Origin of the sequence: Streptomyces sp. NPDC093591, assembly GCF_044764885.1 — a bacterium.
Classification (GTDB): domain Bacteria; phylum Actinomycetota; class Actinomycetes; order Streptomycetales; family Streptomycetaceae; genus Streptomyces.
The window spans coordinates 199,448-214,746 of the sequence record NZ_JBIWIY010000009.1; the positions used below are offsets into that span (position 1 = coordinate 199,448).

Annotated in this window: 15 protein-coding genes, 1 tRNA gene and 1 pseudogene; 5 read left to right on the forward strand and 12 right to left on the reverse strand. The window is 69.6% G+C overall.

What is annotated here, in order from left to right; genetic code table 11:
• Nucleotides 1-445: 445 nt before the first annotated feature.
• The 7 genes and pseudogenes from ACIREI_RS20805 to ACIREI_RS20835 form a co-directional block, all read right to left on the reverse strand.
• Nucleotides 446-862, reverse strand: a complete 417-nt coding sequence (locus ACIREI_RS20805; protein ID WP_403334688.1) for a hypothetical protein — start codon at nucleotides 860-862, stop codon at nucleotides 446-448.
• 43 nt (nucleotides 863-905) lie between these two features.
• A complete protein-coding gene (locus tag ACIREI_RS20810; RefSeq protein WP_403334690.1) occupies nucleotides 906-2,012 on the reverse strand; it encodes an amidase domain-containing protein in 1,107 nt (368 codons plus the stop codon).
• A 638-nt stretch (nucleotides 2,013-2,650) separates the two neighbouring features.
• A complete protein-coding gene (locus ACIREI_RS20815) occupies nucleotides 2,651-2,938 on the reverse strand; it encodes a hypothetical protein (RefSeq protein WP_403335129.1) in 288 nt (95 codons plus the stop codon).
• Nucleotides 2,872-3,021: pseudogene (locus tag ACIREI_RS20820) on the reverse strand (helix-turn-helix domain-containing protein); the annotation flags it as partial. The gene ACIREI_RS20815 and the pseudogene ACIREI_RS20820, both read right to left, overlap by 67 nt.
• Before the next feature lie 242 nt (nucleotides 3,022-3,263).
• A tRNA-Pro gene (locus tag ACIREI_RS20825) sits at nucleotides 3,264-3,337 on the reverse strand.
• A gap of 33 nt (nucleotides 3,338-3,370) precedes the next feature.
• Nucleotides 3,371-4,180, reverse strand: coding sequence for a Pr6Pr family membrane protein (locus tag ACIREI_RS20830; protein ID WP_403334692.1), 810 nt, complete (start codon nucleotides 4,178-4,180; stop codon nucleotides 3,371-3,373).
• 262 nt (nucleotides 4,181-4,442) lie between these two features.
• Nucleotides 4,443-5,369 (reverse strand): metallophosphoesterase, encoded by a 927-nt coding sequence (locus ACIREI_RS20835; RefSeq protein ID WP_403334694.1) that lies wholly within the window; start codon nucleotides 5,367-5,369, stop codon nucleotides 4,443-4,445.
• 129 nt (nucleotides 5,370-5,498) lie between these two features.
• Here ACIREI_RS20835 and ACIREI_RS20840 point away from each other — a divergent pair, with 129 nt between their 5' ends.
• Complete coding sequence (locus ACIREI_RS20840; protein WP_031482673.1) at nucleotides 5,499-5,963, forward strand: GatB/YqeY domain-containing protein; 465 nt, start codon at nucleotides 5,499-5,501, stop codon at nucleotides 5,961-5,963.
• Between the two features lie 162 nt (nucleotides 5,964-6,125).
• Here ACIREI_RS20840 and ACIREI_RS20845 read toward each other — a convergent pair whose 3' ends face one another.
• On the reverse strand, nucleotides 6,126-8,417 hold the full coding sequence (locus ACIREI_RS20845; protein ID WP_403334696.1) for a transglycosylase domain-containing protein: 2,292 nt from the start codon (nucleotides 8,415-8,417) through the stop codon (nucleotides 6,126-6,128).
• A gap of 517 nt (nucleotides 8,418-8,934) precedes the next feature.
• On the opposite strand from ACIREI_RS20845, the gene wblA reads away from it, so the two are divergent.
• Nucleotides 8,935-9,273, forward strand: coding sequence for a transcriptional regulator WblA (wblA, locus tag ACIREI_RS20850; protein WP_062697668.1), 339 nt, complete (start codon nucleotides 8,935-8,937; stop codon nucleotides 9,271-9,273).
• 69 nt (nucleotides 9,274-9,342) lie between these two features.
• On the opposite strand, the gene ACIREI_RS20855 is transcribed toward wblA, so the two are convergent.
• Both ACIREI_RS20855 and ACIREI_RS20860 read right to left on the reverse strand, forming a co-directional pair.
• Nucleotides 9,343-10,743: an ArsA family ATPase gene (locus ACIREI_RS20855; protein WP_403334697.1), complete on the reverse strand. Its 1,401-nt coding sequence runs from the start codon at nucleotides 10,741-10,743 to the stop codon at nucleotides 9,343-9,345.
• A gap of 52 nt (nucleotides 10,744-10,795) precedes the next feature.
• Nucleotides 10,796-11,773 carry an ArsA-related P-loop ATPase gene (locus ACIREI_RS20860; RefSeq protein WP_301998431.1) on the reverse strand — a complete coding sequence of 326 codons (978 nt, stop codon included), beginning with the start codon at nucleotides 11,771-11,773 and terminating at the stop codon, nucleotides 10,796-10,798.
• A gap of 106 nt (nucleotides 11,774-11,879) precedes the next feature.
• On the opposite strand from ACIREI_RS20860, the gene ACIREI_RS20865 reads away from it, so the two are divergent.
• The 3 genes from ACIREI_RS20865 (at nucleotide 11,880) to ACIREI_RS20875 (ending at nucleotide 13,413) form a co-directional block, all read left to right on the forward strand.
• Nucleotides 11,880-12,041, forward strand: coding sequence for a DUF4177 domain-containing protein (locus ACIREI_RS20865; protein WP_019355547.1), 162 nt, complete (start codon nucleotides 11,880-11,882; stop codon nucleotides 12,039-12,041).
• Nucleotides 12,038-12,505 (forward strand): RidA family protein, encoded by a 468-nt coding sequence (locus ACIREI_RS20870; RefSeq protein ID WP_128433686.1) that lies wholly within the window; start codon nucleotides 12,038-12,040, stop codon nucleotides 12,503-12,505. The genes ACIREI_RS20865 and ACIREI_RS20870 overlap by 4 nt, the downstream gene beginning before the upstream one ends.
• A gap of 80 nt (nucleotides 12,506-12,585) precedes the next feature.
• On the forward strand, nucleotides 12,586-13,413 hold the full coding sequence (locus ACIREI_RS20875) for a nucleotidyltransferase (RefSeq protein ID WP_403334700.1): 828 nt from the start codon (nucleotides 12,586-12,588) through the stop codon (nucleotides 13,411-13,413).
• A 46-nt stretch (nucleotides 13,414-13,459) separates the two neighbouring features.
• Here the strand turns inward: ACIREI_RS20875 and ACIREI_RS20880 are convergent, their stop codons facing one another.
• Entirely contained in the window at nucleotides 13,460-14,290 is an 831-nt protein-coding gene (locus ACIREI_RS20880; protein WP_403334702.1) for an MBL fold metallo-hydrolase, read from the reverse strand.
• Between the two features lie 58 nt (nucleotides 14,291-14,348).
• On the reverse strand, nucleotides 14,349-15,215 hold the full coding sequence (locus ACIREI_RS20885; protein WP_403334704.1) for an NUDIX hydrolase: 867 nt from the start codon (nucleotides 15,213-15,215) through the stop codon (nucleotides 14,349-14,351).
• Nucleotides 15,216-15,299: the final 84 nt, after the last annotated feature.

Here is a 15,299-nt window from a genome sequence, read left to right on the forward strand (position 1 = left end):
GCAGTGGGGCGTGGGGCCACAATGACGATTATTGTCTGCGGCCATGAGCTCCGCCTTCCGCTGCACCGCGGGCTCAAGTGGTTCTCACCTGACTGTCGTCGTCTGGTACTCGGCCGGTTTCCATGTGTGGCTCAGGGCGCATGGCGCCTAGTTCGCAAGGTCGCGTCGTTGCAGACGGCGACGTTGCTGAGGCAATCCGCGGGTGCTCGGGCAGCTCCGGTGGGACGGCTGGGAGCCGGTCGGCAAGCCCGGCGACGCCGGACAGCCTCCAGCGCACGCTCGAAACTGGACGAGCAGCGATCCGACCAGCAGGTGGTGCTCAACGCCTCCAAGGAAGAACTCCGGGCAGGTACGCGGCGATCGGCGCGGACGCGGGTCCGCGCCGCCCCGGGAGGAACGGCGCGGACTTCCGTCATTCGTCGTCACTTGCCTGGTGAGACCGGGATCATCCCGGAGGTTCCGTCCCCGCCGCGTTCGATGGCGTCGGCACGATGCCTGGCAGTGGGGCCATCACCCAGTGCGCGTCCTCCCAGGTGATCGTCTCGGTGACCCGGACAGGTTTGTGCTCGGCACGCGCGGTGCCGGTCACGGCCACTGTCCACACGCGCTCGAACTCCGAGGTGCGGGTCCACCGGACATCCCAGTCCTGTCCGCCGTACGCCTTGATCCGGGCGTGGGCGTCCCGCGAAGCCTGGGGGTGGGCGTCGAGCAGCCGGGCGAGCCCGTCCTGGTCCGAAGCGTTGAGGAACCCTACGTAGTCCTTCAGGAAGCGGTCCTGGTCGGCAAGGTCAGGAGACTTCGCCGTCTCGGAGCCGTCTCCGCCGCCGCACGCCGTGAGAAGTACCGCACAGAGGATGGCCATCAGCAGTCCGGCGCGACGCCGCCACCAACGGTGTCCGCCTCCGTCAGGTGCGGAAGGCGTAATACGTCGCGTTCGGGTACTGCGCCACAAGGCTCCTCACCGACTTCCGGTAGGTGTTGGACGAATGGTAGGTCAGGTAGGGGACCCCGCCACTCCTGTACGTGGTGATCATGGAGTGGTCCTTGGACCGGTTGCCGGTGAAGTCCATCTGAAGGATGTCCCCGACTCCCAGCTTGTAGACGTTGTCCAGGTTGTAGGCCCGGTCGCTGTACAGCGCAAACGAAGCCCAGTAGTTGACGTTGACCCAGGATGTCGTCTGGTTCGAGGAGTTGTACCACCAGTTCTTGTAACTCTTGTACCAGCCGCTGTCGTTCTTCCAGCCGCCCGCCCGCAGCGCCTGGCTGATGAAGTTGGTGCAGTCGCCCCCGACGTTGTTGAACTTTCGGTAACTGGAGTTGTAGTTCTTCCAGTACTTCTCCGCGTACTTCGCCATTGCGCTGTAGCTGTAACCCGCCCTGGCGTCGGCCTTGGCGTCGGCATCGACGCGGGGCTGCGTGGCGCCCGCCGCCGATTCCTCGGGCGCAGGGCCGTCGATCTCGGGCTCGCCGCCCTCGTCGATCGGCTCCTGCGCCGGGTCGGCGGACGTGGGGCCGCTGCTCCCGGCGGTGTCCACCGCCGAGTTGACCGCGGCCGGCCCTCCATCGTCGAGAGGCGTGATTCCGGTCATTTCCCACGTGCCGTCCGGGGCGGCGACGAAGGTCAGCTCATGCTTTGCCTGGAACCCGGTGGTCGGCGGCTCGTCGCCGTGGATCTTCTTGTACGTGAGCATCGTGGTCTCGGTGACCTGGGCAGTCGCCCGGTCGCCCGTTACCTTGACCTCTTCCACGTCGACTTCGGTTTCGGCCGCCGTGTACGCCTCTTCCAGAGCGGCAAGCCTCACCTTGCGATCGCGCAGGACATCCGCCGAGGTGTCCTCCTTGCCTGCCAGACGGCCAGTGACATGCACGTCGCCCTTCAGGGGCAGTGCCGCGCCGGCCCGTCGGGCCGCCTGAGGTCCGTCCAGGAGTGCGGAAGTCCGTCTGGTCAGGACGGTGTCCGCGAGGGCGGCGAAGTCATCGGTGGTCTCGGCATCCACGGTACGTGCCGCCACTGCCGTGTCCTGATCGGCGTCGCCCGCAGCCTGCGCTACCGCGGCGGGCGGCAATCCAGCCAGCAGAGTGGCACCGAGCGCCAGTGCGGTGGCGCGTCTGTATCTCCCGTTTCTCACTACATTCCCCCAACTTGGGCCTCAAGTAGGCCAGTCAGGAGAAATATTGGCACCGCTGACCCCTTCGGGTGCGACTTTTTCGCACACGCGTTCCCTGATGTCGGGGTTCGGCTTCGGATTCCGCAGGGCTGCGCGCGAGCATTGGGCCGGCGCCTCGATGAGTAGCGACGACCAGCCAAGCCGCGGCTGCGACAAGGGCGCACCACACGTACTTGCCCCGGTGGCCGTTCCTGGCTGGCGGTTGCCAGCCTCATGGATCGGCGTGGGTCCGGATCAGACCGAGCCCGGGCCTGCATCCGCATCGATGAGAGCGGTCAACTCGCATTGCTGCTAGGAAGGTTCAGGTCTCCATCGCACACCCCGATGCGCAGCGTTCCGGTCGCCCCGCGACCAAGAACCGGTGTGGTGTCCTTGGATGTTGGAGACCAACTCCGTTGCGAGGAACTCCGCGGGTCGACCAGGCGGATCAGGCCGTGCTTGGTGGTGCCCGCTGATCGGTGGCCCGGAGAGGCGCTGGCGGGTCAGCTGATCCAGATGCCTTCGGGCGAGAGGCGGCGTGCGAGGCGCTGACCGAGGTCACTGATCGGGGTCGACCAGGACGCATCGGCGACCTGGCAGCCGAAGTCGTCGGCGAGTGCCCGCACGAGCGTGGCGCCGACGCCGTGGCGGCGATAGGTATCCGCGACCCAGATCAGGTTGATGCGAGGGGGCAGGGTGTCGTCCTGGTCTGGATCGCTCCCTAGCTTTCCAGTCGGGCCAGCGTTCCAACGGCGATGCCGGCTTCCTTGGCGAGCCGATCCCGCGACCACCCTCGGCCCTCCCGCAACGCTCGCACGCGCTGGGCGAGTGCTCGGGCGTGGTCGTGGGAACGCGCTGAGTGGCGGCTTGCCAGTGCTGTGATCCTAAGAGCGGTTGAGGCGGGCGGGCATGGAGTTCCCGGCCGGCTACGGGGCTGGATTCGCGAGCGCACAGGTCAGAGTGCCCTCAGTCGTCGTAGTGCAGACGGCCTCAGCAGGCACGCCCTGGGAGAACCCGACCAAGATCTTCTCCCAGATTTCTCCCAAAGGAACTCCAGAAACCCGTCAGGGGCCTGATCCACTTGGTGGATCAGGCCCCTGACCTGGTGTTTCTCTGTCGGGGTGGCGGGATTTGAACCCACGACCTCTTCGTCCCGAACGAAGCGCGCTGCCAAGCTGCGCTACACCCCGATGTCACTGCTTGTCGCGGCGACGACGTTTACTCTAGCCCACTGGTGGCTGGAGACGAAATCCGGTTTTCGCGCGGTGATGGAGGCGGTGGCGGAGCGGATTGGGGCGGGTGTGATCGAGGGCCACCAGGAGGATGGCCAGGGCGTAGATGGCGAGGCCGATGAGGAGGGCGTTGGCCAGGACGCTCCGGTAGCCGTGCCGGCCCACGTCGAGGAACGGGTAGAGGTAACGGGCCGGCGTGCCGGGGACGAGAAGCTCGCCCCGGATGAGAGTGAACGCCAGGTACGCGAGGGGGTAGACCAGCCAGGTCGCTGCCTGACGCAGGTGCAAGTGGCCGGTGGCCGTCAGGAGCAGCCAGTCCAGCAGGGCCGCCAGGGGCGTCACCGTATGCAGGACCTGGGTCGTGACCGCGTGCCAGCCTGTCGGGGCGGTGGCCTCGCCGGTCAGGACGCCGGGCAGCGTGAAAGGGCTCGACGGGTTCGCCAGGAGCAGGTGGTAGACCAGGCTCGTGACCAGGGCGTAGAGCAGCGTGGCGCCTGTCAGTGCCGACGGTAGGGGGCGGCGGGCGGTCCAGGCGCGGCGGGCCGCCAGGGTGAAGACCAGGGCCAGCAGGACGTTGGCCTGGATCGCGAAGTGGCTCAGGGTGGACAGGGGACTGCCGAGGGTCAGTTCCACGGCGACCGCGGCGGTTGCGGCCAGGGCGATCAGCAGGCGGTACGCGGCGACCAAGGGGCGGCGTACGGGGGGCATCACCGCGGTGGCGGGGACGTGGGAGGGCAGCAGCGTGGGCATGCCCGGTATCGCGGGGAGGTCCGGCATGTCCCTGGGTATCGGGGCGGTCATGCCCTCACGCTAAGCAGGGTGGACAAAAGGGGCGATGCGGGTGGGCTGGGCGGGTTACGCCGAGCCGTCTCTACCTCCGCCCCACAAGTACCCGCCGCGCCCTACCGCCTGCCCCAGCGCCGCCAACCACTCCGGCTCTACCGAGCGCCCCGCCAACCACTCCGCCCCCAGCGACTACCCCGCACCCAGCAACTACCCCGCCATCACCGACGACCCCACTCACCAACTACTTCGGTCCCACCAACTACTCCGGCCTCACCAACTACTCCCGCCCCACCAACGTCAACAACGTCACCTCCGGCGGGCAAGCGAAGCGGAACGGGGTATAGCGGTTCGCGCCGCAGCCCGCCGAGACGTGCAGGTATGCCGTACGACCCTCCGCCGTATGCGTCGACAGGCCCTTCACGCGGTCCGTGTCCAGGTCGCAGTTGGTGACCAGGGCGCCGTAGAAGGGGATGCAGACCTGGCCGCCGTGGGTGTGGCCGGCCAGGATCAGGGGGTAGTCGTCGGCCGCGTACGCGTCCAGCACCCGCAGGTACGGCGCGTGCACCACGCCCATCGCGAAGTCGGCGGCGCCCGAGGGCCCGCCGGCCACCTGCTCGTACCGGTCCCTCTTGATGTGCGGGTCGTCCAGGCCGGTGAGCTCCACGGACACGCCCTCGACCTTCAGCGTCCCGCGTGTGTTCGTCAGGTTGAGCCAGCCCGCGCCGTCGAAGCCGTCACGCAGGTCCTCCCACGGGTTGTGGATCGCGCCGACGACGGGCGGGTTGCCGTTCAGGCCGTGGCGGCCCTGGACCTTCTCCAGCAGATAGCGGGCGGGGTTGCGCGGCTTCGGGCCGTAGTAGTCGTTGGAGCCGAAGACGTACGCGCCCGGGAACTCCATCAGCGGACCCAGCGCGTCCAGGACCTCCGGCACGGCCTCCGGGTCGGAGAGGTTGTCACCGGTGTTGATCACGAAGTCGGGGCGCAGGCCGGCAAGCGAGCGCAGCCAGCGCTGCTTCTTGCGCTGACCGCCGACCATGTGGATGTCGGAGACCTGGAGCACCCGCAGTGGACGCATACCGGCGGGCAGGACGGGGACGGTCACCCGTCGCAGGCGGAAGGAACGGGCCTCGTAACCCGCCGAGTACAGCAGACCGGCGGCGCCAACCGCCGTGATTCCCAGGGGTACTCCGTATCGCGCGCGCATACGACCATCGTGTCAGACCGCGGGAGCGCCCCGTGCCCGGCCGCCCTGCGCCGTTCCCCGTACGACCCTGAGCGCAGCCCCTTGAAATCAACGGGCGTTCCGCACGCCACACCTGCGACAATCGACGTCATGACCACGCTCAAGTCGAAGCTGCAGGAAGACCTCAACGCCGCGATCAAGGAGCGCGACGAGCTCCGCTCCTCGACGCTCCGGCTGACGCTCGCCGCGATCACCAAGGAGGAGGTCGCGGGCAAGGAGAAGCGCGAGCTCTCCGACGACGAGGTGCAGAAGGTGATCACCCGCGAGGCGAAGAAGCGCCGCGAGGCCGCCGACGCGTTCGCGCAGGGTGGTCGTGCCGAGCAGGCCGAGCGGGAGAAGGCGGAGGGCGAGGTCCTCGCCGCGTACCTGCCGAAGCAGCTCAGCGACGACGAGCTGAACCAGATCGTCGCCCAGGCCGTGGAAGAGGCCAAGGCGGCCGGGGCCGAGGGCCCGCGCGCCATGGGCGCCGTCATGAAGATCGTGAACCCGAAGGTCGCGGGCCAGGCGGAGGGCGGCCGCGTGGCAGCGGCGGTCAAGAAGCTGCTGGCCGGCTGACACCCACGGCACGGGTGCAGCAGCCGACGGCTGCGAACGCCCCGCGCACGACCGGCCCTGTACGGCAGACGGCCCCTGTCCCTCGTACGACCGACACGAAGTCCTCGTACGAAGGGACAGGGGCCGTCCCTGTCTCAGCCGTCCCTGTGTGAAGGGCGCCCGTCAGTCACGCCCCCCGTTGCCGTTCCCGTTCGTCTGGCCCTGCCACCAGCCCTCCGGGAGCGTGAAGGTCGGTGTCGGCGTCGTGCCGCCGTCCGTGCCGCCGGTGTTTCCGCCGCCGACCAGGCCGCCGATCAGGTTGTCGTCGCCGTTGTCCCCGTCGTTGCCGCCGTTCTGGTTGCCGTTGCCGTCGTCGTCGCCGTCTCCGTCGCCCCGGTCGGGCTTGTCGTCCGGGATGTGGACGGGGTTGAACTGCTCGACGGGCTTGCCATCGAGGGCGCCGGTCATGGCGTCCCGCCAGATCGGGCCCGGGACCCGGCCGCCGTAGACCAGGTCGTGGTACTGGCCGCCGATGTAGATGTTGCGCATCTTGACCTTCTGGGTGGCACTGCCGACCCAGACGGCGCCCGAGAGGTTCGGGGTGTAGCCGACGAACCAGGCGTTGCGGCGCTCGTCGGTCGTACCCGTCTTACCGGCGCTCTGGCGGTCGGTGAGACCGGCCTCCTTACCCGTACCGGAGTCGACCACGCCCTGCAGCAGGCTGCTGATGGTGTCCGCGGTCTGCTCGGACATCGCCCGTGAGCACGTCGACTTGGGCACCTCCAGCGACTTCTGCTCCCCGCCGACCTTCTGCGAGATCGACTCGATGGCGATCGGCGTGCAGTACATGCCGCGGGAGGCGAAGGCGGCGTACGCGCTCGCCATCGTCAGCGGGGAGAGGCCGATGGAGCCAAGGGCGATGGCGGGCGTCTCGGGGAGCTTGTCGCCGTTGCCCTGGCGGACCTGGAGCTTGTCGGTGATGTTGACCACCGGGCACAGGCCGATGTCGGCGATCATCTGCACGAAGTAGGTGTTGACCGACAGCTCCATCGCCTTCTTCAGACGGTAGGGGCCGCGCTCCGACTCGCTCTCGTTCTCCAGCTTCTCGTTGTTCTGATTGGTCCACGGCGTGCTGTCGCACTTCTGCACCGGGCTCGGATAGGGCATCTCGTACGGCGACGAGTACTCCTGCGTCGGCGGCCGGCCCTCCTCCAGCGCGGCCGCCGCGACGAACGGCTTGAACGTCGAACCGGTCGGGAAGCCGAAGTTGGAGCCGCCGTACGCCGAGTCGACCGAGTAGTTGAGCTCGGTCTCGTTCTTGCCGTAGCCGTACGGCTTCGACTGGCCCATGCCGAGGATCTTGCCGGTGCCGGGCTCGACCAGGGTGGCCGCGGCCGCGACCTTGTCCGTCTGGTTGACGTGGTCCTTGAGCGAGGCCTGGACCGACTCCTGGGCCTGCGGGTCCAGGGTCGTCGTGATGGTCAGGCCGCCCTGGTTCCAGATCTTGGCGCGGGTCTCGCGGTTCTTGCCGAAGACCGGGTCGCTGACGAAGACCTTCTCGACGTACTTGCAGAAGAAGCTGGCGCCCTTGACCGCGGTGATGCAGCCGTTCTTGGGCTTGCTGACCTTCAGGCCGAGCGGGGTCTCCTTGGCCTTGTCGGCCTCCGCCTGGGAGACGTCGCCGAGGTCGGCCATGCGCTGCAGGACGACGTTGCGCCGCCTGGTGGCCTCCGCCTCGTCGTTGACCGGGTCGTAGCGGCTCGGCGACTGGACGATGCCGGCGAGCAGCGCGGCTTCCTGCAGCTTGAGGTCCTTGGCGGACTTGGAGAAGTAGCGCTGGGCGGCGGCCTCGACGCCGTACGCCTGCTGGCCGAAGAACGTGATGTTCAGGTAGTTCTCGAGGATCTTCTTCTTGCCGAGCTCCTCCTCGACCTGGATCGCGTACTTCAGCTCCTTGATCTTGCGGCCGATGGTCTGCTGGGTGGCTTGGGCGACCTTCGTCGCGTCGTCGCCGGCCTCCTCGACGAAGACGTTCTTCACGTACTGCTGGGTGAGCGTGGACGCACCCTCGCTGACACCACCGCTCTGGGCGTTGCGGTTGAGGGCGCGCAGGACGCCCTTCAGGTCGACCGCGCCGTGCTGGTAGAAGCGGGCGTCCTCGATCGCGACGATCGCCTGCTGCATGTACGGCGAGATGTCCTTGAGGTCGACCACCGTGCGGTCGCGCGAGTAGACCGTGGCGATCGTGCCGCCCTTGGCGTCCAGGATCGTGGTGCGCTGACTCAGCGGCGGCGTCTTGAGGTTGGCCGGGAGTTCGTCGAAACTCTCGACCGATCCCTTGGCGGCAAGTCCCAGCGCGCCGACGGCGGGCAGTGCGATGCCGGCCAGCACGGCTCCCGCGAGCACACTGACACCGAGGAACTTGGCGGCCTGCTGAGTGGCCGACAGGCCACCGCCTGAGCGCTTCTTTGGCATGGGGGCAGCCTAAACCGTAGAGATGAGCGAACCGAGGGCCGACCGTGCGGGAGCACGCGACGGGCACCGCGACGGGCACGGCGGGCTGACGTAAGCCATGGCACGGCAAAGTCAGCCGTCCACCTTCGCATTTCCCGGACAGGCGTGCAGGCCTTGGCCTAAGCTGCTCTCAACTGTCACAGCAGTGCGGCCACGTATCAATACGTCCGGCGACCCCGAATCGTTGCGGAGGTTCCCCACTTTTTTGGTGGGCGCGTGTCCGAATCCGCCTTGTGTGTCATCCGGCGTCCGTTGTGACTCAACTGAACTGTCCCGGTTTGCCAGGAAAGTCACGCATGTCGCCAGCTCACTCCCCCGGGTGATCTGCCGCTTACCCATAGTCCGTTCGGGCCATTCAAGATTGGGCCCGAAGGGGGTGTTGCGCTGTGCCCACCTTCCGTAACGTCCTCAACTGGCGGCGGTGAATATGCCGCTGCCGCCGTGGGGGAGCCTCGATTCGGGAGAGGACGGCGCCGGTATGGGCTGGGTAGTCGACTGGAGTGCGCAGGCGGCCTGCCGCACTACCGATCCGGATGAACTGTTCGTTCAGGGAGCAGCGCAGAACAGGGCCAAGGCGGTGTGCACCGGATGCCCGGTGCGCACGGAGTGCCTGGCGGATGCGCTGGACAATCGCGTCGAGTTCGGCGTGTGGGGAGGCATGACGGAGCGGGAGCGCCGCGCACTGCTGCGCAGGCGACCAACGGTGACCTCCTGGCGCCGGCTGCTGGAGACGGCGCGTACGGAGTACGAGCGCGGGGCGGGCATCCTGCCGCTCGACGACGACGAGGTGTACGAGAACTACGCGGCGGTGAGCTGAGGGGGCCCACCGGGTCCCCCCGCACCTTGCGGACGGGGTCTGCCCTCGGGCGGACCCAACAGGTCTCCCTCAGGCGCCGACCGCGGGATCAGGCAGCTCCGGCCGATTGGCCGCGAGCCGGTGCCCGATGTCCCGCAGTCCCGCGAGGTCATGCACATCGCCGGGCAGCGCGGCCACTTCGGCCACCGCCACCTCGGGGTGGAGCGCGGTGAAGCGGTCACGCGTGCGCTGCTCGCGGGAGAGCAGTTGCATCCGCTCGGCGTGCAGCCTCAACAGGCCTGCTGTGAGCTGGTCGACGGACCGCTCCAGATGCGGGGTGCCACTCTGTGGCTCGTCCGTGGCCGCGGTTCGCTCCAGGTCCGTGACGGCGGGGGAGCCTTCGTCGGGAGCGGGTGCCTCGGAAGCGGCCGATTCTGAACTGTCGTATGTGTCGGGGGAGTTACGAAGTCCAGCTTTCCCGCCCTCCTGATCCACAATGCGGGGCTCTTCAAGATTTTCCGCGGCGGCGAGCGCCCGCTCGGCGGACAGCCGGTCGGCGCCGCTGCCGTGGACCCGGTTGAGCACCAGGCCGGCGAGCGGCATGTCCTCGGCGGCCAGCCGCTCCACGAAGTACGCGGCCTCACGCAGCGCGTCCCGCTCCGGGGCCGCCACGACGAGGAACGCCGTCCCGGGTGCCTGAAGCAGCTTGTACGTCGCGTCCGCGCGTGTACGAAAGCCGCCGAACATCGAGTCCATCGCGGCCACGAACGTCTGGACGTCCTTCAGCAGCTGCCCGCCCAGCAGCTTGCCCAGCGCCCCCGTCATCATCGACATGCCGACGTTCAGGAACTTCATCCCCGCGCGCCCGCCGACCTTCGCCGGGGCCAGCAGTACGCGGATCAGCTTGCCGTCCAGGAACGAGCCGAGCCGCTTGGGCGCGTCCAGGAAGTCCAGCGCCGAGCGGGACGGCGGCGTGTCGACGACGATGAGATCCCACTCGTCCCTGGCCCGCAGCTGGCCCAGCTTCTCCATCGCCATGTACTCCTGCGTGCCCGCGAAGCCCGCCGAGAGCGACTGGTAGAAGGGGTTGCCCAGGATCGCGGACGCCCGCTCGGGGTCCGCGTGCGCCTCGACGATCTCGTCGAAGGTGCGCTTCATGTCGAGCATCATCGCGTGCAGCTCGCCGTCACCCTCGACGCCCTTCACCCGGCGCGGGGTGTTGTCCAGCGAGTCGATGCCCATGGACTGGGCGAGCCGGCGGGCCGGGTCGATGGTCAGCACGACCACTTTCCGTCCCCGCTCGGCGGCCCGCAGCCCCAGCGCCGCCGCGGTCGTGGTCTTGCCGACGCCGCCCGAGCCGCAGCACACCACGATGCGGGTCTTCGGGTCGTCGAGCAGCGGGTCGAGGTCGAGCACGCGCGCGGGGGAGAGATGAGCGGGGTGGTGCGGCTGGCGGGCGGCGTCGTGCGCGTGGGCGGGTTCCGGACTCATGACATCCCCTGCTTCCGACGTACCGCGTACGGCTCCCGATAGGTGAACGAACTCATGACAGGCCCTGTTCCCGAAGCTCGCCCGCGAGTTCGTACAGGCCCGCCAGATCCATGCCCTCGGCCAGCAGGGGCAGTTCGTGCACCGGCAGCCCCAACTCCTCCAGGACCGCCCGCTGCTCGTGCTCCAGCGCGTGCCGCTCGGCGTACTCGCCGGCCTGCGCCAGCAGCGGGTCCACCAGGCGCTCGGCGTTCCCGCCGCGCCGCGCCCCGCCCAGCCCGGCCGAGGACAGCGACTTGGCCATGGCGGCGCGCGGCACACTGCGTACGAGTTCCAGGTCGGTCGCGTCCAACACCTCGGGCCGCACCATGTTCACGATGATCCGCCCCACCGGAAGCCGCGCCGCCCGCAGCTCGGCGATCCCGTCCGCGGTCTCCTGGACGGGCATCTCCTCCAGCAGCGTGACCAGGTGCACGGCCGTCTCCGCCGACTTCAGCACCCGCATCACGGCCTGCGCCTGATTGTGTATCGGCCCGATCTTGGCGAGCCCGGCGACCTCGTCGTTGACGTTGAGGAAGCGGGTGATGCGCCCGGTGGGGGGCGCGTCCATGACCACGTAGTCGTAGACGAACCGTCCGCTCTTCTCCTTCCGCCGCACCGCCTCACACGCCTTGCCGGTCAGGAGTACGTCCCTCAGTCCCGGCGCGATGGTGGTGGCGAAGTCGATGGCGCCGAGCTTTTTCAGGGCCCGGCCGGCGCCGCCCATCTTGTAGAACATCTGGAGGTAGTCCAGAAGGGCCAGTTCGGGGTCGATGGCGAGGGCGTACACCTCCCCGCCCCCTGGAGCGACGGCGATCTTCCGCTCCTCATAGGGCAGCGCCTCTGTCTCGAAGAGCTGCGCGATGCCCTGCCTGCCCTCGACCTCGACGAGAAGCGTCCGCTTCCCCTCGGTGGCGAGGGCGAGCGCGAGCGCGGCGGCGACCGTGGTCTTTCCGGTCCCGCCCTTGCCGCTGACGACCTGGAGCCTGCTCACGCCTTCGAGCCTAACCAGTCGCCGCGCGAGTCACGCGGCAGCCTGTGGACAACCTGACAGCGGTCGGCCGCATGGACCCCCGCGGGCAACGGATAAAGTCGGCCACATGACCAAGTGGGAATACTCAACCGTGCCGCTGCTCGTCCACGCCACGAAGCAGATTCTGGACACCTGGGGCGAGGACGGCTGGGAGCTCGTCCAGGTCGTGCCCGGGCCGAACAACCCCGAGCAGCTCGTGGCCTACCTGAAGCGGGAGAAGCAGGCGTGAGCGCCGTCGAGGCGAAGCTCGCGGAGCTGGGCCTGACGCTTCCGGAGGTGGTGCCTCCGCTGGCGGCGTACCAGCCGGCCGTGCAGTCGGGCGTGTACGTCTACACCGCCGGCCAGCTCCCCATGGTGGAGGGCAAGCTTCCGGTCACCGGCAAGGTGGGCGCGGAGGTGACGCCGGAGGAGGCCAAGGAACTGGCGCGTACCTGCGCGCTGAACGCGCTGGCCGCCGTCAAGTCCGTAGCGGGCGACCTGGACCGCATCGCGCGCGTGGTGAAGGTGGTCGGCTTCGTGGCCTCGGCCTCGGACTTCACCGGCCAGCCGGGCGTCATCAACGGCGCGAGCGAACTTCTGGCCGAGGTCCTCGGCGACAAGGGCGTTCACGCGCGCAGCGCGGTGGGCGTGGCCGTGCTTCCGCTGGACGCGCCGGTGGAGGTCGAGGTCCAGGTGGAGCTGACGGAGGCGTAGGCCTTCGGTGGCGGGGGCGGCCTGTCCCAGCCGCAGAAATATGCGCCGCCCCCGACCTTCTGGCAGGGCACAGTGGCCCCATGGCCGAAATCGCTCTCCGCAGAGGGCTCGACGCTCACGGGTACATCGCGCGCGAAGGCTCCCTCGCGCGCGTCCCGCACGCCTTCCGTCCGGTCGTCGCCACCGCGCGCGACCGCCTGGTGGAGGTGTTCGGGGCGCGGATGCACAGCGCCTACCTCTACGGGTCGATTCCGCGCGGCACCGCGCGCGTGGGGCGCAGCGACCTGGATCTGCTGGTCGCCCTGCACGCGGAGCCGACCGACGCGGACCGGGTGGACGCGCGCCTGCTCGACGAGGCGCTGGACCACGAGTTCGCGCAGATCGACGGGGCCGGGACACTGCTGGACAGCCGCGGGCGGCTGCTGAGCGACCTGGAGACGTACGACCTCGGGTGGTTCGTGGCCTGCCTCTGTACGCCCCTGCTGGGGGAGGACCTCGCCGAGTACCTGCCGCGCTACCGGCCCGACTCGCTGCTCGCGCGCGAGACCAACGGCGATCTCGGCCTCCTGCTGCCTCGGTGGCGCGAGCGGATCGCCGACGCCGGCGACAGCGAGGACGCATGCAGGCCGCTCGTGCGGTTCATGTCGCGGCGCCTGGTGCGGACCGGGTTCACTCTCGTCATGCCGCGTTGGGGCGGGTGGACGAGCGATCTGCGGGAGATGGCGGAGGCCTTCGCGTCGTACTACCCCGCCCAGGCCGAGCGGATGCGGGCGGCGGCCGTGCTGGGGTACGAGCCGACGGGCGACGCGGGCGTCCTGCGGGCGTACGTCGACGACCTCGGGCCGTGGCTCGTGGACGAGTACGCGCGCGTGCACGGGGTCAAGGCGCCGAGGCCTCAGGAGGCGTAGGCACGGGCCAGGCCCCGCGACGCCGGGATGATCCGAACGGCAGGGCCTAGATGAGGCCGTGCTCCTCCAGGTAGTCCAGCTGCGCCCGCACCGACAGTTCGGCCGCCGGCCACAGGGAGCGGTCCACGTCCGCGTACACATGGGCGACGATCTCGGCCGGGGTGGCGTAGCCGTCCTCGACGGCCGTCTCGACCTGGGCGAGGCGGTGGGCGCGGTGGGCGAGGTAGAACTCGACGGCGCCCTGGGCGTCTTCCAGGACCGGCCCGTGGCCGGGGAGGACGGTGTGCACGCCGTCGTCGACCGTGAGGGACCTGAGCCGCCGTAGCGAGTCCAGGTAGTCGCCCAGGCGGCCGTCGGGGTGCGCCACGACCGTCGTACCGCGTCCCAGGATCGTGTCGCCGGTCACCACGGCGCGGTCGGCCGGGAGGTGGAAGGAGAGGGAGTCGGCGGTGTGGCCCGGCGTCGGAACGACGCGCAGCTCCAGCCCGCCGACGCTCACCACGTCCCCGGCCCCCAGCCCCTCGTCGCCGAGCCGCAGCGCCGGGTCGAGGGCACGCACGCGCGTGCCGGTCAGCTCGGCGAAGCGGACGGCGCCCTCGGCGTGGTCCGGGTGGCCGTGGGTGAGCAGGGTCAGGGCGACGCGCTTGCCGGCCTTCTCCGCTGTGGCGACGACGTTGCGCAGGTGTCCGTCGTCCAGCGGGCCCGGGTCGACGACGACGGCCAGGTCGGAGTCCGGCTCGGAGAGGATCCAGGTGTTGGTGCCGTCCAGGGTCATCGCGGAGGGGTTGGGCGCGAGGACGTTGACGGCGCGGGGGGTGGCGGGGCCGGTGAGGACCCCGCCTCGCGGCTGGCCGGGGAGGGCTGCTGCGTCCGTCATGCGAGGGGGCCTTCCAGAGCTGTGGGCAGTGCGGGTGCCGCCGGCGCCGCGGGCACGGTCATGCGGGAGCTCCGCCGGCCGGGATGTGCTTGGTGAACTCGTCGTGGCCCGGCCAGGACAGCACGATCTCGCCGTCATCGAGGCGGGCCTGGGCCAGTACGGCGGTCAGATCCCGGCCGGGGGCGGCGGCGAGGGCGTCGGCGGCGCTGTCGTACGGGGTCAGCTGGCGCAGGGTCGCGATGGTGGGCGGCATCATCAACAGCTCGCCCTTGTCGTACGAGGCGGCTGCGTCGGCGGGGCGGATCCACACCGTACGGTCGGCCTCCGTGGAGGCGTTGCGGGTGCGCTGGCCCTGAGGGAGGGCGGCGACGAAGAACCAGGTGTCGTAGCGGCGGGGCTCGAACTCCGGGGTGATCCAGCGGGTCCAGGCGCCCAGGAGGTCCGAGCGCAGGGCCAGTCCACGGCGGTCCAGGAACTCGGCGAACGACAGGTCTCGGGCGACCAGGGCGGCACGGTCGGCCTCCCAGTCCTCGCCGGTGGTGTCGCCGACGACGGAATCGTCGGTGGGCCCGGCGAGCAGGACGCCCGCCTCCTCGTACGTCTCCCGTACGGCCGCACAGACGATGGCCTGGGCCGCCCCCTCATCGACGCCGAGCCTGAGCGCCCACCACGCGCGCGTGGGGCCCGCCCAGCGGATCCGGTGCTCGTCGCGGGGATCGACACCGCCGCCCGGATAGGCGTACGCCCCGCCGGCGAAGGCCATGGAGGCGCGGCGGCGCAGCATGTGCACGGTCGGCCCGGCGTCGGTGTCCCTGAGCAGCATGACGGTGGCCGCGCGCTTCGGAACGACGGGGGTCAGGCTCCCTTCCGCGAGCGCACGGATGCGGTCCGGCCACTCCGGTGGGTACCACTGCCCGTTTGCCATGGGCGGAGGCTATCTCCTGGTGCGCGGATGTTCGAGGGGTGGCCGCATGCGGCGAGGCCCCGCCTCGTGGTGAGACGGGACCTC

Excerpts from the sequence above, each read along its gene's own strand:
- ACIREI_RS20875 (WP_403334700.1), top strand. The coding sequence starts at position 12,586 with ATGGCCGAAATCGCTCTCCGCAGAGGGCTCGACGCTCACGGGTACATC.
- ACIREI_RS20840 (WP_031482673.1), top strand. The coding sequence starts at position 5,499 with ATGACCACGCTCAAGTCGAAGCTGCAGGAAGACCTCAACGCCGCGATC.
- ACIREI_RS20845 (WP_403334696.1), bottom strand. The coding sequence starts at position 8,417 with ATGCCAAAGAAGCGCTCAGGCGGTGGCCTGTCGGCCACTCAGCAGGCC.
- ACIREI_RS20855 (WP_403334697.1), bottom strand. The coding sequence starts at position 10,743 with ATGAGTCCGGAACCCGCCCACGCGCACGACGCCGCCCGCCAGCCGCAC.
- ACIREI_RS20835 (WP_403334694.1), bottom strand. The coding sequence starts at position 5,369 with ATGCGCGCGCGATACGGAGTACCCCTGGGAATCACGGCGGTTGGCGCC.
- ACIREI_RS20885 (WP_403334704.1), bottom strand. The coding sequence starts at position 15,215 with ATGGCAAACGGGCAGTGGTACCCACCGGAGTGGCCGGACCGCATCCGT.
- ACIREI_RS20805 (WP_403334688.1), bottom strand. The coding sequence starts at position 862 with ATGGCCATCCTCTGTGCGGTACTTCTCACGGCGTGCGGCGGCGGAGAC.
- ACIREI_RS20865 (WP_019355547.1), top strand. The coding sequence starts at position 11,880 with ATGACCAAGTGGGAATACTCAACCGTGCCGCTGCTCGTCCACGCCACG.
- ACIREI_RS20880 (WP_403334702.1), bottom strand. The coding sequence starts at position 14,290 with ATGACGGACGCAGCAGCCCTCCCCGGCCAGCCGCGAGGCGGGGTCCTC.
- ACIREI_RS20830 (WP_403334692.1), bottom strand. The coding sequence starts at position 4,180 with ATGACCGCCCCGATACCCAGGGACATGCCGGACCTCCCCGCGATACCG.
- wblA (WP_062697668.1), top strand. The coding sequence starts at position 8,935 with ATGGGCTGGGTAGTCGACTGGAGTGCGCAGGCGGCCTGCCGCACTACC.